The organism is Oscillatoria sp. HE19RPO, from assembly GCF_024220515.1.
Classification (GTDB): Bacteria; Cyanobacteriota; Cyanobacteriia; order Cyanobacteriales; family Laspinemataceae; genus Laspinema.
In genome coordinates this window covers 1-19,802 of the sequence record NZ_JAMXOT010000258.1, presented here as the reverse complement: position 1 = coordinate 19,802, position 19,802 = coordinate 1, and the positions used below count along the sequence as shown (strand labels likewise).

Below are 19,802 nucleotides of genomic sequence, written 5' to 3'. Positions count from 1 at the left end.
GGTTTCGGGTTTCGGGCCCTTGGCCGGTAATGGCAGTTGGGGACAGTCAGGGTTTAGGATTCTTTCTGATGCCATTTGAGGGAATCGCCGATTGCCTCTGTGGACTCTATGGCGATGGGTTCCCCAGATAGCAGGGAGGCGATCGCGTTTCTCAAATATGCCACCTTCACGTCCTCCGGGCAGTCGGGACAATCATCAATGGCTCCTCGATAGCGCAGAATCCCTTCTCCATCCAGCAAAAACACCTCTGGGGTCTTGTTTGCCCCAAAGCAATGGGCCACATCCTGGGTGGCATCGCGCAGATAGGGAAAATTTAGGCCCCTTTCCTGGGCGAAGGACTTCATCTGTTCAAAGCTATTTTCAGGATATTGGCTGGCATCGTTGGAGTTAATGCCAATCAGGGTAAAGCCTTGGTCGTTAAAATCCGTCTGGATCTGTTTGAGGCGATCGAGATAGGATTGGACATAAGGACAGTGATTGCATAAGAAAATTACGCCCACTCCCCGATACTCGTCTAAATAACGGGCTAAGTGGTGAACGCGATCGTCTATTCCCGGCAATTCAAAATCCGGGGCATGGCTTCCGATAGCAGTCCCTATCATTTCCATAAAACTGAGTTTTCTGTGGTATGGACTGAGCAATTCAACAATAGCGAGCGCTTAATCGGGTCGTAGCATCTTCCCGACAAGTTGGGATTTCAGGCTTGCTCTACCCTTAGTTTATGCACTTTAAGAGCCCGTCGTAAATTCCCGAGTCCAAAATTTGAGGCTTCCAAGGGCGGGAAAAAAATTGTAACATTATGTTAAGTTCACCTTTTGATATTCATACGGAATCCGGTTGTGATGGGTCTGCAAAAACCTGCACCCTCAAGGGTGGGGCTACAGCCTGCGGGTTTTTTGGAGATTTTATATTTTGGAGTTCCCTAAGAGATAAAATCGACTTGAGACAACCGGATTTGATGTTCAGGGGCGATCGGCTTGATTCCCTCTCTACCCCACAGTCATGACTCTGATTCCTTCCCACCCTTCACCCCCCTCCCACAGCGCCGCCTTGCCCTTTCAAACCTGGACCTGGCGCGGATTTCCGATATGCTACCAACAGCAAGGAGAGACAGGACCGGCAGTGGTGCTGGTCCACGGATTTGGAGCCTCCTGCGGCCACTGGCGCAAAAATATTCCAGATTTAGCGACGGGTTGTCGAGTCTATGCCATTGACTTGATAGGGTTTGGCTACTCGGCGAAACCAACTCCTGGGGAGGCGATCGCCTATACCTTTGAAACCTGGGGAGCACAACTCGCTGATTTTTGCCGGGAAATCGTCCGGGGTCCCGCCTTCTTCGTCGGCAATTCCATTGGCTGTATTGCCATCATGCAATCTGCGGTAGATCATCCCGAACTCGCCCAGGGCATCGTCGCCATTAACTGTTCCCTGCGCCTACTCCACGATCGCAAGCGCTCCCTGAAACCCTGGTATCAACGTATTGGTCCACCCATAGCACAAAAGATATTATCTGTCAAGTGGATCGCCCAATTCTTTTTTAAACAATTAGCCACTGCAAAAACAGTCCGCTCCATTTTATTGCAAGCCTACCGCAAAGCAGATGCCGTCACCGATGAACTGGTAGAGATTATTCTCGGACCCTCCCGGGATGCCGGTGCCGTGGATGTGTTTGTCGCCTTTACCCGCTATTCCCAAGGCCCCTTACCGGAAGACTTGCTGCCCATTTTACCTTGCCCCGCCCTCCTCCTCTGGGGCAGCGAAGACCCTTGGGAACCCCTCACCCTGGGACAAGAATTTGCCCAAATTCCCACCGTAGACCAATTTATTCCCTTACCGGGATTGGGTCATTGTCCCCAAGATGAAGCCCCCGAAGTCGTCAATCCCATTGTGTTGGAATGGATTTTAAAAAAGCAAGGGGAATCCAAGGGTTTGGCGTAGGGTTTGCAGAAGTCTCTTGTCATGAAAATTTAGATTTTCTTTCAAAAAATTGGGGGGATTATTTTTAGTAAAATCTCCCCAATTTTTCCTATAAAATGCGGGTATGTTTCGAGATTAAATCAACAGCCCGTTGTAAGGCTTCGCAGCGAGTTTCCATGAGGTGAATGCAGGAAAAGCGCTCAAGGTTGAGTTTGCCGAGGCGTCGCCGGGGTTGTCCGGGAGAGACGACCACAAACACTTGGCGATCGCATTGTTCTGAATCGATCAGCATCGCTTCGATCGCCAAAGCTGCGGTTACCCCCATCGTGGGGACTTCGCTCAAATCCAAGATTAAAGCCTGATAATTTTTGAGAATGCTAATCCGACGGGAAAATGTTTTTGCTGCACCGAAACTCAGGGGTCCGCCTAATTGAAACAGTAAAATATCCCCTTGGCATTGAGTCAGTAATTCGTGTTCTTCCTCACTTAACCCCATTGCGAAATTGGGGTCACTGACTGCCCTGATGCGATCGCTCTGAACATCCGTGAGGCGCTTAATTGTCAGCAGATTGGCAATAAATACCCCCACCACCACGGCAGTTACCAAATCTACAAACACCGTGAGCACCAAAACCAAAGACATCAGTCCCGTCGCCCGAGGAGAGAGACTCGGTGCACGGCGGATAAAGCTCCAATCAATAATATCCATGCCAACTTTTAACAACAATCCCGCGAGGACCGCATGGGGAATCACCGTGGTAATAGGACCCGCCCCCAAGGTAATGATGAGCAACACTCCAGCATGAATAATCCCGGAGAGAGGTGTGCGACCCCCCGCTTGGACATTGGTCACCGTCCGCATCGTGGCCCCTGCCCCAGGTAATCCGCCAAAGAGTCCACAGAAACAGTTGCCAATCCCCTGTCCAATCAGTTCTTTATCCGAGTCGTGATGAATTTGGGTAATGTTGTCCGCGACGAGGGAGGTGAGAAGGGAGTCAATGGAACCCAGAATCCCCAGGATTAACCCATAGCGTATCATTATTCTGACTTCGCTCAGGGTAAAGGTGGGCATTTTGATTTCGGGTAATCCACTGGGAATGACTCCGATGCGAGGGAGATCGCCATTGCTGATCCACAGGACCGAAACCCCAGTTGCGATCGCCAATGCCAGCAGAGGGGCCGGCAAAATTCGGTTCAGTCGCGGGGGGGCCAACATCACGATCGCCAGGGTTAAAAGTCCTAACCCTAAAGCATAGAAGTTCGGTTGCATCAGATTACTGGGCAGTTGTTGCAGGATTCCCCACACCGTACCCCCGCCTTGATAGCCCAGCAGAGGCGGCAGTTGCAGCAAAATCACAATCACCCCAATCCCAGACATAAATCCAGAAATGACCGTGTAGGACATCAGGGTGAGGTACTGTCCTAGTTTCAGGACCCCAAAGAGAATTTGAAACAGTCCCCCGATAATGACCACGGTAAATGCCATTGCTAACCCCGTATCCGGGTTACGCGCCACCAGGGAGGCAATCACGGTGGTGATAATCACCGTCATCGGACCTGTGGGACCCGAAACTTGGGCCGGGGTGCCGCCAAAGAGGGCGGCAAAGAAACCGAGGATAATTGCGCCATAGAGTCCAGCAATGGCCCCGGCACCGGAGGCGACTCCAAAAGCTAACGCGAGGGGGAGGGCGACGATCGCGGCAGTAACGCCACCAAATAGGTCCCCTCTTAGATTCTCAATCCCAATCTTATTTACTAACTGCATCGGTTTGGCAAGGTTGCAAGCGGTATGGTTGGTTCACGGTTCAATCATTTCCCTGGAATGCTTGTGTCGTTATATTCTCCTCAATTTTGCCCCCAGGGTGAGCGTCCTAAAACCTGATTACTCTAGGTCTTTTTACCCGAGGTAATTTTGTTCTCTCCGTTCACTTTAGCTGGTTTTTTCTCTCAAAGCCGTTCTAAAAATCAAGATTCGTTGATGTTTACTTAGAGGGGATTGGCAATGGCGATCGCACTCCGATTTCTTTCCCCCCTCAACTCTCTGCTTGCGGATCAGCGTTAGTACCTATTTCTGATAAACTGGTTCGTTCACATCGGAGTCCCAATTGCAGTCATGAGCGAGTTCGTTTACACCTATCCCAGTTTATTCCCCGGTACTTTACTCAAGCGGTATAAACGCTTTCTAGCCGATATCAAACTAGATACTGGCGAAGAAATTACAGCCCATTGTGCGAATCCTGGTAAAATGTTAGGGTTATCAGCCCCGGGAAGTCGGGTGATGGTGTCTTTAAGTAACAATATCAAGCGGAAGCTACCCTATAGTTTGGAATTAGTCGCAGCGGAAGAAAATCCGACCACTTGGGTGGGGGTGAATACCAGTTTACCGAATCAAGTGATTAAATTAGCCTTGGCAGCGCGACTGTTTCCGGGATTGGGTGAGTATGAAACCATCAAACCGGAAGTGGTTTATGGACGCGATCGCAAAAGTCGGGTAGATTTTTTCCTCACTGGAACTGAGGGAACGACACCGATTTATTTGGAGGTAAAAAATGTCACTTGGGCCCAGGGAGAAAAAGCATTATTTCCCGATGCCGTTACCACCCGAGGACACAAGCATTTGTTAGAGTTAGTGGATGTGATGGAGACTCACTCAGCAAGGGCAGTGGCGTTATTTTTTATCAGTCGGGGAGATTGTGAGGTTTTTGGACCTGGAGATACAGCCGATCCGCTCTATGGCAAGTTATTACGGGAAGCGGTTGCTAAAGGGTTGGAAATTTTGCCCTGTCGGTTTGAGTTAACTCCAGCAGGGGTGAAGTATTTGGGGTTAGCTAAGGTACAGTTTTAGGATTGTATAAAATTGTTCGTAGTAACGACTTCAGTCGTTGCTTGCCTGTCATGGCGGATGCCATGACAGGCTGGAGACTCCGCTGATGGGGGCGTTACTTGGCAGATGCCAAGTAACGCGGTAACGACTGAAGTCGTTACTACAAACAGTTATATACAAACAGTTCTCCCTGTTCGTAGTAACGACTTCAGTCGTTGCTTGCCTGTCATGGCACCTGCCATGACAGGCATTGGGAGTGGCGGCGTAGATGGGGGCGTTACTTGGCAGATGCCAAGTAACGCGGTAACGACTGAAGTCGTTACTACAAACAGTTATATACAAACAGTTCTCCCCGTTCGTAGTAACGACTTCAGTCGTTACTTGCCTGTCATGGCACTTGCCATGACAGGCATTGGGAGTGACACCGCAGATGGGGGCGTTACTTGGCGATCGGCCAAGTAACGCGGTAACGACTGAAGTCGTTACTACAAACAGTTATATACAAATAGTTCTCCCCGTTCGTAGTAACGACTTCAGTCGTTGCTTGCCTGTCATGGCGGATGCCATGACAGGCTGGAGACTCCGCTGATGGGGGCGATACTTGGCGATCGGCCAACTAACGCGGTAACGACTGAAGTCGTTACTACGAACATTTTTTCCCAGAGGACTCAGGATTATGTCGTTAGGGCTGGAAATCTCACATTTAGGCGGGTGCGCCAGCTTGATAGGTGAGACAAAGACCGATCGCGATATTTGCCGTAGCGTTCCGGTTTACTCTTGATTTTCTGCGGAAATGGCGGCAAAATCCCGAAGTTGGGCGGCATGGGTTGGAAGTGTTTGGGAGAGGCGGAACTGATGAAGGAAAACAATGCCCCCATCATGGTTGTATAAGGCATCCACACGGGTTTTAATCCTTGTGCTAACCGGGCGGCATTGGTTCCCGCTAACCAGCCTCCGGCAGTGGCTGCGGTATAGCCTTCGGTGCCGGTGAGTTGTCCCGCAGCTAGGAGAGTCGATCGCATTTTAAACTGTAAGGTTCGGTCCAACAATTGCGGGGAATTAATAAAGGTATTGCGATGCATCACTCCCATGCGGACAAATTCGGCATTTTCTAATCCCGGAATTAATTGAAAGACTCGCTTTTGTTCTCCCCACCGTAAATTAGTTTGGAATCCCACCATGTTCCAGAGTTGTCCCGCTTTGTCTTCTTGGCGCAATTGGACCACGGCATAGGGACGAGTTTCGCTGCGCGGGTCACTTAATCCCACGGGTTTTACCGGACCATATCGCATGGTATCTTCTCCCCGTTTTGCCATTTCTTCAATGGGTAAACAGGCTTCAAAAAATTTCGAGGTTTCTCGGTCAAATTCTTTTAATTCCGCTTGTTCGGCTTTGCACAATTCCTGCCAAAAATGCAGGTATTGTTCTTTGTTCATGGGACAATTGATATAGTCGGCGTCCCCTTTGTCATACCGGGAGGCGCGGAAGGCAATATCCAAATTGATGGAGTCACCGACAACGATGGGACTGGCGGCATCAAAAAAGCTCATGTATTCCATGCCGGTGAAGCGCTGCAAGTCGGTGGCGAGGGCGGGGGTGGTGAGGGGTCCGGTGGTGAGGACGACGATGCCTTCTTGGGGAATTGCCGGGGCTTCTTCGCGCCGGAGGTCGATTAAGGGGTGATTGGCAAGGGTTTCGGTGAGTTCATGGCTGAAGACGCCGCGATCGACGGCGAGGGCACCCCCTGCGGGGACTTGATGGCGATCGGCGGTGCCGATGACGAGGGACCCGAGTTGGCGCAGTTCTTCATGCAGCAATCCGGCAGCCCGATCGCTGGCTTTGGCCCCAAAGGAGTTGCTGCAAACCAATTCGGCAAATTCCCCAGTATGATGGGCGGGGGTCATTTGCACGGGTCGCATTTCATAGAGGACGACGGGGACCCCAGCGCGGGCGATTTGCCACGCGGCTTCGGTGCCTGCAAGTCCGGCACCAATGACTGTAACGGGTTGTTGGTCGTTGATAAACACGCTGAAAACTCCTGAGATTGGGGAATAGGGCGATCGCTCGCATGAGCAAGGGAAAATGAGGCTAGTTTTTGGGATGCGGGGGTATCCTCCCGTCTGAGACCAAATTGGGTTGTTAAAGGTCTGTCAAAACCCGCAGGCTGAAGCCTGGGGCTATACGGACGAAGCCCGCCTGCGCGGGCTAAAAACAACAACGGACTTTTACCAACCGGATTTGGTATGAGACCAAATTGGGTTGTTCTTTACTCTTCAGCCTGCGGAGGCAGGCTTCGTCCGTGTAGCCCCACCCTTCAGGGTGTGGGTTTTTAGAGACCTTCAAATTATATTTAACCATTGGGTGATCAGTCTCGGTGCCGGTAAGACGATCGCCAATAACAGGGCGATCGCCAGTAAGCCCAGGATATCCCGGCGATTATCCAGTTCGCTGACATCATTGAGGGCGGGGGAATCTACAACTGGCATCAAGAATAACAGCAGCGCCCAAATAATCCAGACTCGCTGCATCCAAGCGATTCCTAGAAATACAATTCGGGTTATTTGTCCGATGCGGGTAGCTTTCACCTGCCCAAACATGGCATGAATGATATGTCCCCCATCCAATTGACCGACGGGAATTAGATTTAAGGCGGTGGCGATTAAGCCAATACATCCGGCAACGGCAACGGGATGTAAGTTAATGGCACTGGTGAGGGTGAGTTGCGATCCGAGGGCGAGTTTACTCAGAAAGGTGAGGATTAGGGATGTTTTGGGGTCGAGGGCGGTGATTTGGAACATTATCGGGTTCTCTGGCATGGGGACCACGGTGGAATGAACTAATCCCCACCACAACAGGGGTAGGGTGACCACAAATCCAGCCAGGGGACCGGCAATACTGATATCAAACAAGACTTTCCGATTCGGCATGGGCGATCGCATTTTAATGAAGGCCCCAAATGTGCCGAGGAAAAGGGGGAAGGGAATAAAGTAAGGCAGGGTTGTCTTTATTTTATAAAAAGCTGCCGCGAAATAGTGACCGGATTCATGAATGCCGAGGATCAGCATCAGGGCGACGGCATAAGGTAAACCTTGGAGTAATAACTCGGGATCCGATTGCACCTGTTCGGGAGAGACTGCGGCAATTTGGGTGCCGACAAGGGTGGTGGTAAAGAGGGTAATCCCAGCGAGTAACAGGGCGAGTCCGGGTTTATTGAGGTCATCCAGTTGAACCGCTTGTTCAGGATTGGGAACTAAGATAAAAAAGGGTTGGCCTTTGAAATCTTCCTGAAAAATAATTAAGAAGCGATCGCCGAATTTATCTTCTATTTTGGCGCGAATTTTGTGATAGGCGGAATCCGGGGGCGATCGCAACTGACCCCGACAGATTACCGCTTGCGGACGGTAATCAATCTGATGCAGGGCGTAAACCGTCCAATCAAAACAATCCCGCAGTTCCTGTTCTTCTCCATCATTCAAGGCGCGTAATTCCTGGAGACTAGCGGGAGGAACCGGACGAGATACCGCTTTGATTCCGGCAGATTCCCGGGCTGGAGTAACGCCAGGGTCCTGTTCTAAAGGCGGGCGAATATCCCGGCGACCCCAGAAAAACAGTATCCAGTAAATCAGGGGCGACACCACAAAGGAACCGAGGGCGACTTCAGTGGGTAAGGGACTGTCTTCGCCATGAATGACAAACCAAGCTATCCACAGAAAAGCGGGGGCCATTAATGCCAACCATAACACCCAAAGCGGGGTGCGCGTCAGGTGTGCCACACGCTGCCGCAAGATAATGTATGTAATAAATCCTAGAAGCAGTAACCAGAGAATCATGCTATGCCCAAACAACCACGGGCTGTCTTTGATAATATTTTTGCCTTTTCTCCCAATCGAGAGACCCTAGGCGCGACAGCTTATCTTATTGTAGAAAACAACGCCAATATCCTGGTAGATTGTCCCCCGTGGGATGAATCGACGGAGGAATTCCTGACTCAGCAAGGGGGCGTGCAGTGGCTATTTTTGACCCATCGCGGCGGAATTTCCAAAGTTAAGGACATTCAAAAGGCAACGGGCGCTCAAGTGGTGATTCAAGAGTGGGAAGCCTATTTACTGCCAGAATTGACGGTGCAGACGTTTGAGAAAGATTGCACCCTGAGTCCCGATTGTCAGGGAATTTGGACCCCCGGTCATTCCCCTGGGTCCTCCTGTTTATATTATGGGGGTCACGGTGGGGTGTTATTTGTGGGGCGGCATTTGCTCCCGAATGCTCAGGGAGAACCGATGCCTTTGCGAACCTCTAAAACCTTTCACTGGACCAGGCAAATTCAGGCCGTTAAGGCACTGCAAGAGCGCTTTACACCGGAGAGCTTGCACTATATCTGTCCCGGGGCGAGTACGGGCTTTTTACGGGGCAAACGGGTGATTGACTCGGCTTATGAGCATCTGGCGGCGATCGATGTTCAGGGGTTGCGGGAGTTGGAACCTGTTCTGTGAGCAACTCACCCGGCGGGGGTTCAAACCCCCGCCTGTAGTGGCGCTTCGCGAAGCGCCACTACGTCGGGTGAAACCGACTGAAAACACCAGGGGGTAAGACTTGTAGTCGTCTTTAGACGACTTTAGCTATGAGGCGGGGGATTTATCCCCTATAGGTGTTGAGAATGGTGCAAGATGTCAGTAAAATGCAACTCAATAGTGCGTGTCCTTGAATTGTTGGTAAAAATCATGTCCGTTGCAACTGCTTACTCGAACGCGCCTGATGTCTCAACCGAAGATTATTTAGTCGTCGGTTTGGCAACTTGTTTTCTGAAGCAAGATGGGGAAGTCCATCAGGTCAAAATTGTAGAACCGATTCCTTCGGCAGCTTTAGAAGCGATTCTTAAGGGAATTCCTACATCTTATGAAATGGCTTGTGCCACTACCCTGGGTACAGTCTTGGAGGGTGAACAGCCGAAACTGTTGCCGGAGTTTCCGGCTGATGCTCAATTCTGTGATGATTTTGTAGAACGGGCGATTTCGACGGTTCGCACCTATCAACATCGTCCTGAAGCTTGCGAGGCGATCGCGATCGGGTCAACTTATCGCGAATTGAACTATTCCGTAGAGCGCAAGCGGGTTCTGAATTCCGATAATATTGTCCGTGCCGAGGATAATGTTAAGCAACATGAGTACACTCATAAGGTTTTATAATTCGTCAGCATGGGGTGAGTTCGGCTTTAAACCGATGACTTACTTCTCCTGATATCTATCACTAATGAGGGATAAATTATTGTTAAATCAGTGATAATTTATCCCTTGTTTTAATTATAAATTTATATCAAATGTTAGGCTGGGTTTTTATAAAATCAATTGAATCCAATCTCTAATTTTTTTTTAGAATTGGGTCAGAAATCTCATAAAATCAGAATCAGGTGATGCTGGATTGACTGGAGGGAAACATGGAACTGATGACGGAACGAATTGAATCCATTAAAGCGGGTGCAGTCGGGGGATTGTCTGTGGCAGTCGCCTGGGGGGTGACGAGTTTGGGGAATCAGTTGATGTTATCTTCTGGGATTGAGAGTTGGGCGATTTTCCCTGAATGGCAGCGGTTGTGGTTGAGTGGCGCAAGTGCGGGAGTTGCCGGGTTTTTGTTTGGGGTGACTTATCGTTATATTATCCGGGATGATGTGAATCCTCATTTGAAATCTGGGGCGGTATTTGCGTTTGGATTGGTGCGCGGATTAGCGCAAGTTGAGGTGGGATTAAGTAATCCGAATAGTGTGGTTCCGGTGGCGGTGATGGCGAGTGAAAGTATTTTAATGTTTGCAGTAGCAAGGGTTTTATTAGATGCGGCGATCGCGCGTCATTGGGTTAAGCCTTTTTCTAGTTTTTGAATTGCTTGACCCTTAGTAAAGGGAAAGTTAGGGTGGGGTTCCTCTCTCCGGTTCCCTCCCCTTGGCAAGGGGAGGGTTAGGGTGGGGTCCCTCCGGTACCAACCCCCAACCCAAGTCAATCCTCCGGTCCCCTCCCCTTGGCAAGGGGAGGGTTAGGGTGGGGTCCCTCCGGTACCAACCCCCAACCCAAGTCAATCCTCCGGTCCCCTCCCCTTGGCAAGGGGAGGGTTAGGGTGGGGTTCTTCCGGTACCAACCCCCAACCCAATTCAATTCTCCGGTCCCCTCCCCTTGGCAAGGGGAGGGTTAGGGTGGGGTTCTTCCCGCAATCGGCAAATCATCTGAGAGATCGCCTCAATCACACCATCCAATTCCTTATACACTTCCTGATTCGTAAATCTTAAAAAACAAACCCCTGTAGCTTCTAAAAAAGACTGTCGTTCAATGTCATATATTCTCGCCTCGTCCCCAAAATGACTCTCTCCATCAATTTCGATCGCTAACTTCAGTTCAGGCGCATAAAAATCCACTACAAATATACTAATACTATACTGCCGCCGAAATTTGCAGCCCTCAACCTGGCGATCGCGCAATCTATGCCAGACCAATTTTTCAGCAGGGGGCATATTATGACGCAGCGATCGCCGTTTTTCCTTTTCTGAGGTTTTGTTGTAGAGTTCGGTCATGAATCTACCGCCAATTACTCGACTTCCTCCGTTATCATACCTGACAACAATTCCCCTGTTTATCTCACTGTTGCTTTAGTAACGGGAGGGGACCGGAGGGGAACCCCACCCTAACCCTCCCCTTGCCAAGGGGAGGGGACCGGAATCCGAAAGCCCTCCCCTTAGCAAGGGGAGGGTTGGGTGGGGTTTCCCGTTATGTGTGAGGAACAGTCAAAATCCTGGGTGAATTATTAACGTTTGGACCCCACCCTAACCCTCCCCTTGCCAAGGGGAGGGGACCGGAGGAGCATTTTTCTTTGTTGATCTCATCCCTGCCTTGCTACGGGGAAAGGACCGGAGGGGAACCCCACCCTAACCCTCCCCTTGCTAAGGGGAGGGGACCGGAGTCCGAGAGCCCTCCCCTTGGCAAGGGGAGGGTTGGGTGGGGTTCCCCGTTATGTGTGAGGAACAGTCAAAATCCTGGGTGAATTATTAACGTGTGGACCCCACCCTAACCCTCCCCTTGCCAAGGGGAGGGGACCGGAAACGCATTTTTCTTTTTTGTTTTATAAATAATGCACTCCTGAAAAATTGCAATATTTTCTAGGAAGTTTATCAATTTTAACATCCAGATATCGCAAATTGCGGTAGATTAATAGAAGAGAATCCATGATTTTTTGTACCCGGGTTCAGGAGGGAATCGATGCTGCAATCTATCTTTCAGACTTGTGATCCCCGCGAGGAAATTTTATCCGGTGAATTGGCGTTGGATTTGTTCGCGGCGAAGTTGCGAATGGTGGTGGAAGGGAAAGCGCCTCATGTTTATCAAGATGCTAATACTTTTTTTTCTAATACCTTTCCCACGGATGGGATTAAGACGCTGATTCGGGAAACGTTTAGTCGGTTAACTCAGCAGGGGGTGGGTTCTCCGGCGATTCGGTTGGAGACGAGTTTTGGTGGGGGGAAAACTCACGATTTGATTGCATTGTGGCATATCTGCAAGGAAGGGCGACGGATTCAGGGTCTCGATCGCTTTGCGGATTTGAAGTTGATTCCCAGTCGTTCGATTCAAGTTGCTGCTGTGGATGGACGGGATTTGGACCCGGAACAAGGGATTTTTCATGCCGATACGGGGTTGACAACTCGCACGTTATGGGGTGAGATTGCTTATCAAATTGGGGGGATTGCGGGATATGAATTGTTGCGCGGAAGTGATACCAGTGGCAGCAGTCCCGGGACTTCGGTTTTGGAACGGTTGTTAGGGGGAGAACCGACTGTCATTGCTTTAGATGAAATGGCGCGATATTTGCGATCGGCGAAAGCGAAGGTGGTGGGGAAAAGCGATTTGGCGGGACAGGTGGTCGCTTTTTTGTTTTCGTTGATAGAATTAGCTGCTTCTTGTGACAATTTGGTGTTGATTTATTCCCTCGCTTCCGCATCGGATACGTTTGCTGCGGAAACGATGGATTTGCAGGAGGCGATGCGTGCTTCGGCAAGGCAAGAACGGGTTTTGACTCCTTCTACGGATGTGGAAATTTATAATATTGTTAAACAGCGAATGTTTGTGGCGGTGAGTGAGGATGCGGCACAAAAAGCGGCATCGGAATATTTAAGTGTTTATAAGGGGAGTCGGTTGGATTTGCCGGAAGGGTGCAAGGATGCGACTTATTCCCAGGCGATCGCCCAAAGTTATCCGTTTCATCCGGAATTGTTTAATCTGCTGACTAAAAAAATTGCTTCGATTCCCGAGTTTCAAACCACCCGGGGGGCGTTGCGGTTATTTGCTCAAGTTTTGCGCTATTTATGGCGAGATAAAAACAGTTGGATTCCGATGATTCATACCCATCATATTCCGGTTGGGTTGGATGCAGAAATTACCGATGATTTGACTTCGCGGTTGCAACGTCCCCAAATGCGTCCTCCCATTGGTGCGGATATTTATAATGCGGATGGGAGACGCGCTTATGCTCAAGTGCAGGATGAAGAATGGCAAGCGGCAGGAAAACCTCCGTTTTCTACTTGGGTGACGCGGACGATTTTTTTGCATTCTTTAACTCAAGGGAGTTCGTCGGGAATTCGTAAATCGGAGTTGTATTTATCGTTACTGACACCGACGATTGAAAGTGGGTTTATTGACCGCGCTTTAGAGCGAATTTTGGTGGTGGCGTGGTATCTGGATTTTGACCCGATCGCCAAGTTAGCTCGATTTAAAGAAGAACCTTCGATTAATAAAATTATTACCGAGGAAAAAGAGCAAATTGGACGGGGTGAGGCAAAGGCAGATTTGCGCCAACGTCGGGATAGCATTTTTGCTAAAAAATTATTTGACTTAGTTGCTGGTCCTGAGAGTCCTTCCGATGTGGATGATAACCCCGATGATGTGGTGTTATGTTTGATTGATTTTGATGAGGGAATGGTGACTGCTTCGACTGATGAAGCGCCGCCTTTAGTCTATCGGATTTTTGACCAGACGGGAGAATCGGGTAAGTTTAGAACCTACCGGAATCGTCTGCTGTTTTTAGTGGCAAATCGGTATGAGTTGGACAAGGCGCTGGAAAATGCCCGGGAATATCAAGCAATTAGAAATATTCTCGGCAGTCAAAATCGCCTGCAAGATTTATCGGAAAGTCAGCAAAAGCAACTCCGCGAAAAAGAGGGAATGGGGGATTTAGCGGTGCGAATTTCCCTGACGAATGCTTATCGGCATTTGTTTTATCCTGCTAATGACCCGGTGAAAGCGCCGAAAGGGTTAATGCACTATACGCTTGCCGCCCAAGAGTCGAGTACGGTTAAGAAGAATAACCAACAAGAGGTGATTTTAAAAGCGCTGAAAGATTGTACTAAGATTCGCGGGGAGGATGCTAAACCCTTTGCCCCTGCTTTTATTTTACAAAAAGTTTGGCCTGCGGGGTTGGATTTTTTGACAACTAAAGCGTTGCGAGATACGTTTGCTAAAGATTTGAGTTTGAATATTCTCCTGGATGCAGAGGTGGCAATGTTGCGGGATACGATTCGCCGAGGATTGCAGGAGGGAAATTGGGATTTGAAGGTGGGAGAACGGTTATTTATTAAAACCGCAGATACTCCGATGCAGTTACCGGATACCCTGGAATTTTCGGACCGGATGGTATTGTATCGGCGGGGAATTCTCGTGCCTCCAGTCCCAAAAACCATTGAATTTAGCGCGCAATTGTTACCGAGTTCTGACGCGGAGAAATTGGTGCGGGTGCGGTGGAAGGCGAAAGGGGCGCTGACGGTGAGTTTGTATGAAAATAAGCGGTTAATTCGCGGGGATTTTCGTCCGTCTGATGAGTATGAAACCACGATTAATCAATCTTGTGGATTTCGGGTAGTGGCGGATTATGGGAATGGAGAAACGGTGCAACAGGAGACGATGGTTTTTTCTCCAGAAGTGGCGCGATCGCAAGTGCAGGAGTTCAGGGGTTCTGGGTATGTCGTGGATGCGGCGCAACCGAGTTTATTTGAGGCAAAATCCCCGATTATTGAACTGGATGGGACGTTGAATTCCGTGTTTTCTAAGTTAAATGATCGCCTGTCTGATGATAAGGTGAAAACCATCGAAAGGATAGAAATTGCGGTAGATCAGATTATCGACTATCGCAAATTGGGAATATCGATTTCCTTGTTCGAGCGGTTACAACCGGAAATCGACCAAACCGCCACAGTGCAAACCGGCGATCGGTTTGTGCGGGTGGAATATCAAGGACCCGTGCCCGGATTTAAGGAGTTTTTCACCACTTTGAACAAGTTGCTGAATAGTCCCGAGGTGCAAGGGGAGGTGAATCTTAAAATTGCGATTCCCTTCAATCCTGCCATCTTACCGAATGGGTCAGAACTTGCTAGTATTAAACAGACTCTGGACCGCAATCCAGTAGACCGTTTAATGTTAACCGTTAAGGTAACCTATTAAAAGGAGGGTGGGAATTTTGTGATTTTTTGACAATAAAAGCGAGCAAGATGCTCGCACTCCAAAAAATCCCAGGAGTGCGAGCATCTTGCTCGCTTTTATTATAAAATTGCTATAAAATCGCTATTCCTCCGAAAAAATGGCCTAAACCTTATTTAAAACTGTGATATTTTCATGCAAGAGTTTCAGTTGCGAGTGATTCCGACGGGAAATAATAACTTTGCCTTAGAACTGTATCAATGCGCGTACAAGAAAGCGGGGGCCAAAAAACGCCCTGCGGCGAAGCGGTTGGGTCGGTTAAAAGGCAATGGGTTGGTGTTGGCGAAACAAGCAGTTTATACCGCCCTCAAACAGAATCAGTATGACCCCCAGAGTTTATCCAATAAACGCCAAAGTCCTTATATTTTATCCGAGGAATCTGGGGTGAGTTTGGCGATATTATTCCAAGCGTTGCAACCGCTTTCTAAAACTGAGCGAATTGTAAAAATTACCGATGGGGTTTTGGCGATGAGTAATGAAGAGGCGCATTATTGGTTTGGGAAAATTGCCAATGGCAGTCGGTCCAATGCGTTGAAAGCGTTGCGGATTTTGTTGAGTTAGGGGTGATTAGAACGGTGTTGCTATGAACTCTGGTCAATTTTCTGGGAGAATAGAGGAGCGATCGGGGAGCATCTCAATTGGGAAAAGAGACCTAACCCCCCAACCCCCTTCCCTAAGAGGAAAGGGGGAGAAAGAGGTGTAAATTCCCCTTTTAGGCAAAATTGAGATGCTGCCAGTGATCGGATTATATCAAGGTCGGTAGGTTAACCTCAAAAAACATTTTTTCCTCTTCTCCCTCTTCTCCCCCTTCCCTCTTAGGGAAGGGGGTTGGGGGGTTAGGTCTCTCTCGGCGATCGAGCAAACATGATATTATAATCAAACCCGGTTAGATATCTCCCTTATCTATGAGTTACGCAATTGATTCCGAATCTATTAGAGCTTATCGCAATCTCGTGATGGTTTATGCGAATGACTTATGGCGAGAAAAAGACCCGGAGAAAAGGGTTACTCTGGTTACCTATTTATCCGATGCCGTGACGACTTTGGCGCGAATGGAAATTGAAGAGGCCAAAAAAATTAAAGAGAATTCCCAACAGGCAACCTCTTCTTCCTCTAACTCCTGATTTTATCAGACCGTTATCCGGGAATGAGGCAAATTGTCACCCAATCCTGAATCCTGTTGATTTTTCCCCCATTTTATGATAAAATAACCCAAATTGTCATTCATTCCCGGAAAACCACCATGCAGAATCGTCCCCCACTGTTCATCGAAAAAATGATGCCGGTTAATCTGCTGAATGAACAGGTTTATTATGAACATGGGGGCAATCCCTTTAAAGGATTGCATCGCTGGTATTCCCGGAAACCGCTGTCTTTTTCTCGCGCTTCGGTGTTGGCGTCTTTATTACCCGCAGATATTTCTCCAGAAGAGTTTGAATATTTGCTGGGATTGGAACCGGGAAAAGAGATTAAACTCTATAAAATGCCCCCGTCTTCGGTGCGAATTAAAAAGGTTCATGACTATTGCGAGAAAGTCTGGGGAAATCGCACTCCGACGGTATTAGATGCCTTTGCCGGTGGGGGGAGTATTCCTTTTGAAGCGGCGCGATATGGGTTGAATGTGTTGGCATCGGACCTCAATCCGGTGGCGGTGGTGACGATGAAGGCGGCGATGGAATATCCCCTCAAATTTGGGCCAGATTTGCAGGAGGATATTGATAAATGGGTGAAATGGGTGGGGGATGAAGCAGAGAAACGGTTAGCTGAATTTTTCCCCAGTTTGGAAGGGGAAACGGTACAGAATTATTTATGGGCGCATACGGTGGTTTGTCCCAGTTGTCAGTCTGTGGTTCCGTTGAGTCCGAATTGGTGGTTAAGTAAAACCAGTAATTATGGCGGAAAGGGACAAGCGAGAAAAGTTACAAGTAATTGGTATGCGGTGAAACCAATTCCCAACCCCGAACATAAGCGGGTTGATTTTGAGTTAGTGAAGGGAAGAAAGGGGAAAGGTACTACCATTCAAACTGATGAGAACGAGTATGATCCGAGTGAGTTTATCACAATTAGCCGAGGGAATGGTAAATGTCCCAACTGTGATTATTTATTGGAAAGTGACTATATAGATAAAAAATTACTCGACAAAGAATTTTATTATTTACTTTATGCAGTAGCTTATAAAAAAGGAGAAGGCACTTTAGAATTTAGGTTATCCACTGAATTAGACCGAGAAGCAATTAACAAAGCGAAAGAATCTTTATCAAATAAATTAGAACTTGGATTAGTTCCGTTAGAGCCTTTTTTAGAAGGTCAAGATACTCGATGTTATAATCGAGGCGTTCGGTTTTGGCATGAAATGTTTAACCCCCGCCAGCTTCTAACGCTTGTCACATATGCAGAAATCATCAACGAAGCTAAGGCATTGTTATGGGCTGAGTATGAACGGGAGAAAGTAGAAGCGATAACCACTTATTTGGCTTTAGTATTAGATAGATGTACTGATACGAATTGTAGATTATCTTGCTGGGATTCATCAAGAGCGGGTTTTAAAAGAGCATCGACACAACACTCCCTTAACTTAATGTGGAATTATCCTGAAACCAATGGAAAGGGGGATTTATGGCATTTATGTGCTGATGTTTTTGCTTCTGATTATGATATACTCTGTAATTATTTTGGCACTAAACCCCACTCAATTGGCTTACCTGGAATCGAAGAATACAACCCAAAAACCATCCAAATCACTGCCGCATCTGCCGATAGCCTTTTCCATATTCCAGACAACTCCGTCGATGCAGTTGTCACCGATCCGCCTTATTATTCCACCATCCAATATGCCGAATTATCCGACTTTTTCTATGTCTGGATGAAACGCACATTAGGCGATATATTCCCCGATTTATTTTGGTCCGAACTCACGGATAAAGATAGAGAAGCAGTTGCCAATCCCTCGCGCTTCCGGAATATGGGCGCATCCCCTGACGAACTTGCCGCCCAAGATTACGAGGCAAAAATGGCCCTGGCATTTGCCGAATATTACCGCGTCTTACGGGATGAGGGAGTGATGACAGTGCAATTCAACCATAAAGAATCCGGGGCGTGGGACGTTCTCACAAAATCCCTGATAGATAGCGGGTTCGAGATTACCGCATCCTGGGCAGTCAGTACCGAAAACCCGCAAAACCTGCACCAAGCGCAGAAAAACTCCGTTTCCAGTACCGTCTTACTCGTCTGCCGCAAACGGGACCCCAACGCCGCCCAAGCGTGGTGGGATGACTTGCGCCCGAAAGTCGCCAACCTCGTGGAAAAACGCGCCCCAGAATTTGAAGCAGCAGATATCACCGGCATTGACCTCTATTTAAGCGCATTTGGTCCGGCATTAAACGTATTCAGTCAGTCTTATCCCATCCTCGACAGTAGCGGGGAAGAAGTGCGCCCGGAAGTTGCCTTTGCCGAAGCGAGAAAGGCGATCGCCAACTACCGATTCCGCAAACTGGTACAAACCGATACCGCCGGATTTGACCCCCTCACCCAGTGGTATCTCCTCGCCTGGGATGCCTTTCGCGCCCGAGAATTCCCTTACGATGAAGCGAGACAATTAGCATTGGCGATCGGCGGATTCAACGTCAACGATTTAAGCAAAACCTACAAACTCCTCGACTCCGCCAGTGGCACTTGCAAACTCCTCACCCCGCAACAACGACTCAAAAAACGCGCCTTTTCCACCAATCCCCAAGACTTTTCCCTCACCTATTTAGTGGATGGATTGCACGCGATTATCGCCCTTTATGAGGAAGAGGAAAACATCCAATTAGTCCGGCAATTCATGAAAACAACCGCCCTCACCAGTAACGACACCTTCATGCGGGCGATCGAGGTGGCATTAAAAGTAATTCCGCGTTTAGGGGATGAGAAGAAACGGATACCGGAGGAGAAGTCGTTGTTAAATTTGTGGTTATCGATGGATGAGATTAAGGCAAAGGTGGTTTATGAACAATTGGAGATGCCGTTGGAAGGGGGACAGATGAGTTTAGATTTAGGGTAATCTAGCAGGATTCAGGGGATAAACCTCCTAAATCCCTCCCCAAAACCCAATGTAGAGGCGATTCGAGAATCGCCAGTCCATCAAATTATCGCAATTCTCTGTAGAGGCGATTCGAGAATCGCCAGTCCATCAAATTACCGCAATTCTCTATAGAGGCGATTCGAGAATCGCCAGTCCATCAAATTACCCAAACCCCAATAATGTAGAGGCGATTCGAGAATCGCCAGTCCATCAAATTACCCAAACCCCAATAATGTAGAGGCGATTCGAGAATCGCCAGTCCATCAAATTACCCAAAACCCAATAATGTAGAGGCGATTCGAGAATCGCCAGTCCATCAAATTAGCGCAATTCTCTGTATATTTTGCAGAAAATAGGTTTTTTTTCTGGCGATTCTCGAATCGCCCCTACATGGGGTTTTGGTTAAAATAGGTTTGTTTTTTCTGGCGATTCTCGAATCGCCCCTACATGGGGTTTTGGTTAAAATAGGTTTGTTTTTTCTGGCGATTCTCGAATCGCC

Annotated in this window: 16 protein-coding genes and 1 CRISPR repeat array; of the genes, 11 read left to right on the top strand and 5 right to left on the bottom strand. The window is 48.5% G+C overall.

From position 1 onward, the window contains the following. Nucleotides 1-53 precede the first annotated feature (53 nt). The gene (locus NG833_RS21880; protein ID WP_254567401.1) at nucleotides 54-602 is read right to left on the bottom strand and encodes a thioredoxin family protein; all 549 of its coding nucleotides are present in this window, start codon (nucleotides 600-602) and stop codon (nucleotides 54-56) included. A 197-nt stretch (nucleotides 603-799) separates the two neighbouring features. On the opposite strand from NG833_RS21880, the gene NG833_RS21875 reads away from it, so the two are divergent. Both NG833_RS21875 and NG833_RS21870 read left to right on the top strand, forming a co-directional pair. Continuing rightward, complete coding sequence (locus NG833_RS21875) at nucleotides 800-1,006, top strand: hypothetical protein (protein WP_254567394.1); 207 nt, start codon at nucleotides 800-802, stop codon at nucleotides 1,004-1,006. Continuing rightward, on the top strand, nucleotides 1,003-1,938 hold the full coding sequence (locus NG833_RS21870; protein WP_254567393.1) for an alpha/beta fold hydrolase: 936 nt from the start codon (nucleotides 1,003-1,005) through the stop codon (nucleotides 1,936-1,938). Before NG833_RS21875 ends, NG833_RS21870 begins: the two co-directional genes overlap by 4 nt. 88 nt (nucleotides 1,939-2,026) lie before the next feature. On the opposite strand, the gene NG833_RS21865 is transcribed toward NG833_RS21870, so the two are convergent. Next, nucleotides 2,027-3,682: a SulP family inorganic anion transporter gene (locus NG833_RS21865; protein ID WP_254567392.1), complete on the bottom strand. Its 1,656-nt coding sequence runs from the start codon at nucleotides 3,680-3,682 to the stop codon at nucleotides 2,027-2,029. A 348-nt stretch (nucleotides 3,683-4,030) separates the two neighbouring features. Between NG833_RS21865 and sfsA the strand changes: the two genes are divergently transcribed. After that, a complete protein-coding gene (gene sfsA / locus NG833_RS21860) occupies nucleotides 4,031-4,762 on the top strand; it encodes a DNA/RNA nuclease SfsA (protein ID WP_254567391.1) in 732 nt (243 codons plus the stop codon). 105 nt (nucleotides 4,763-4,867) lie between these two features. Next, a complete protein-coding gene (locus NG833_RS21855; protein ID WP_254567390.1) occupies nucleotides 4,868-5,203 on the top strand; it encodes a hypothetical protein in 336 nt (111 codons plus the stop codon). 212 nt (nucleotides 5,204-5,415) lie between these two features. Here NG833_RS21855 and trmFO read toward each other — a convergent pair whose 3' ends face one another. Both trmFO and NG833_RS21845 read right to left on the bottom strand, forming a co-directional pair. Beyond that, nucleotides 5,416-6,768 carry an FADH(2)-oxidizing methylenetetrahydrofolate--tRNA-(uracil(54)-C(5))-methyltransferase TrmFO gene (gene trmFO / locus NG833_RS21850; protein WP_375293938.1) on the bottom strand — a complete coding sequence of 451 codons (1,353 nt, stop codon included), beginning with the start codon at nucleotides 6,766-6,768 and terminating at the stop codon, nucleotides 5,416-5,418. A gap of 312 nt (nucleotides 6,769-7,080) precedes the next feature. Next, a complete protein-coding gene (locus tag NG833_RS21845; RefSeq protein WP_254567389.1) occupies nucleotides 7,081-8,571 on the bottom strand; it encodes a site-2 protease family protein in 1,491 nt (496 codons plus the stop codon). Between the two features lie 3 nt (nucleotides 8,572-8,574). Between NG833_RS21845 and NG833_RS21840 the strand changes: the two genes are divergently transcribed. The 3 genes from NG833_RS21840 (at nucleotide 8,575) to NG833_RS21830 (ending at nucleotide 10,610) form a co-directional block, all read left to right on the top strand. Next, nucleotides 8,575-9,231 carry an MBL fold metallo-hydrolase gene (locus NG833_RS21840; RefSeq protein WP_254567388.1) on the top strand — a complete coding sequence of 219 codons (657 nt, stop codon included), beginning with the start codon at nucleotides 8,575-8,577 and terminating at the stop codon, nucleotides 9,229-9,231. A 228-nt stretch (nucleotides 9,232-9,459) separates the two neighbouring features. Next, a complete protein-coding gene (locus NG833_RS21835) occupies nucleotides 9,460-9,924 on the top strand; it encodes a hypothetical protein (RefSeq protein WP_254567387.1) in 465 nt (154 codons plus the stop codon). A gap of 248 nt (nucleotides 9,925-10,172) precedes the next feature. Beyond that, the gene (locus tag NG833_RS21830) at nucleotides 10,173-10,610 is read left to right on the top strand and encodes a hypothetical protein (RefSeq protein ID WP_254567386.1); all 438 of its coding nucleotides are present in this window, start codon (nucleotides 10,173-10,175) and stop codon (nucleotides 10,608-10,610) included. A gap of 267 nt (nucleotides 10,611-10,877) precedes the next feature. Here NG833_RS21830 and NG833_RS21825 read toward each other — a convergent pair whose 3' ends face one another. Next, nucleotides 10,878-11,294, bottom strand: coding sequence for an endonuclease domain-containing protein (locus NG833_RS21825; RefSeq protein WP_254567385.1), 417 nt, complete (start codon nucleotides 11,292-11,294; stop codon nucleotides 10,878-10,880). 682 nt (nucleotides 11,295-11,976) lie between these two features. On the opposite strand from NG833_RS21825, the gene NG833_RS21820 reads away from it, so the two are divergent. The 4 genes from NG833_RS21820 to NG833_RS21805 all read left to right on the top strand — a co-directional run bounded on the left by NG833_RS21820 (nucleotide 11,977) and on the right by NG833_RS21805 (nucleotide 19,282). Continuing rightward, nucleotides 11,977-15,204, top strand: a complete 3,228-nt coding sequence (locus tag NG833_RS21820) for an ATP-binding protein (RefSeq protein WP_254567384.1) — start codon at nucleotides 11,977-11,979, stop codon at nucleotides 15,202-15,204. Nucleotides 15,205-15,375: 171 nt separating this feature from the next. After that, nucleotides 15,376-15,801, top strand: a complete 426-nt coding sequence (locus NG833_RS21815; RefSeq protein WP_254567383.1) for a hypothetical protein — start codon at nucleotides 15,376-15,378, stop codon at nucleotides 15,799-15,801. A gap of 344 nt (nucleotides 15,802-16,145) precedes the next feature. Further along, complete coding sequence (locus NG833_RS21810) at nucleotides 16,146-16,364, top strand: hypothetical protein (RefSeq protein WP_254567382.1); 219 nt, start codon at nucleotides 16,146-16,148, stop codon at nucleotides 16,362-16,364. Nucleotides 16,365-16,483: 119 nt separating this feature from the next. Next, nucleotides 16,484-19,282 carry a DUF1156 domain-containing protein gene (locus NG833_RS21805; RefSeq protein WP_254567381.1) on the top strand — a complete coding sequence of 933 codons (2,799 nt, stop codon included), beginning with the start codon at nucleotides 16,484-16,486 and terminating at the stop codon, nucleotides 19,280-19,282. Nucleotides 19,283-19,341: 59 nt separating this feature from the next. Then, a CRISPR array of direct repeats spans nucleotides 19,342-19,627; the repeat unit is 29 nt; unit sequence GATTCGAGAATCGCCAGTCCATCAAATTA. Nucleotides 19,628-19,802: the final 175 nt, after the last annotated feature.

Bases quoted from the DNA above. Each gene is read 5' to 3' on its own strand.
- NG833_RS21880 (WP_254567401.1), bottom strand. From the start codon at position 602: ATGATAGGGACTGCTATCGGAAGCCATGCCCCGGATTTTGAATTGCCG.
- NG833_RS21875 (WP_254567394.1), top strand. From the start codon at position 800: ATGTTAAGTTCACCTTTTGATATTCATACGGAATCCGGTTGTGATGGG.
- NG833_RS21870 (WP_254567393.1), top strand. From the start codon at position 1,003: ATGACTCTGATTCCTTCCCACCCTTCACCCCCCTCCCACAGCGCCGCC.
- NG833_RS21865 (WP_254567392.1), bottom strand. From the start codon at position 3,682: ATGCAGTTAGTAAATAAGATTGGGATTGAGAATCTAAGAGGGGACCTA.
- sfsA (WP_254567391.1), top strand. From the start codon at position 4,031: ATGAGCGAGTTCGTTTACACCTATCCCAGTTTATTCCCCGGTACTTTA.
- NG833_RS21855 (WP_254567390.1), top strand. From the start codon at position 4,868: ATGCCAAGTAACGCGGTAACGACTGAAGTCGTTACTACAAACAGTTAT.
- NG833_RS21845 (WP_254567389.1), bottom strand. From the start codon at position 8,571: ATGATTCTCTGGTTACTGCTTCTAGGATTTATTACATACATTATCTTG.
- NG833_RS21840 (WP_254567388.1), top strand. From the start codon at position 8,575: ATGCCCAAACAACCACGGGCTGTCTTTGATAATATTTTTGCCTTTTCT.
- NG833_RS21835 (WP_254567387.1), top strand. From the start codon at position 9,460: ATGTCCGTTGCAACTGCTTACTCGAACGCGCCTGATGTCTCAACCGAA.
- NG833_RS21830 (WP_254567386.1), top strand. From the start codon at position 10,173: ATGGAACTGATGACGGAACGAATTGAATCCATTAAAGCGGGTGCAGTC.
- NG833_RS21825 (WP_254567385.1), bottom strand. From the start codon at position 11,294: ATGACCGAACTCTACAACAAAACCTCAGAAAAGGAAAAACGGCGATCG.
- NG833_RS21820 (WP_254567384.1), top strand. From the start codon at position 11,977: ATGCTGCAATCTATCTTTCAGACTTGTGATCCCCGCGAGGAAATTTTA.
- NG833_RS21815 (WP_254567383.1), top strand. From the start codon at position 15,376: ATGCAAGAGTTTCAGTTGCGAGTGATTCCGACGGGAAATAATAACTTT.
- NG833_RS21810 (WP_254567382.1), top strand. From the start codon at position 16,146: ATGAGTTACGCAATTGATTCCGAATCTATTAGAGCTTATCGCAATCTC.
- NG833_RS21805 (WP_254567381.1), top strand. From the start codon at position 16,484: ATGCAGAATCGTCCCCCACTGTTCATCGAAAAAATGATGCCGGTTAAT.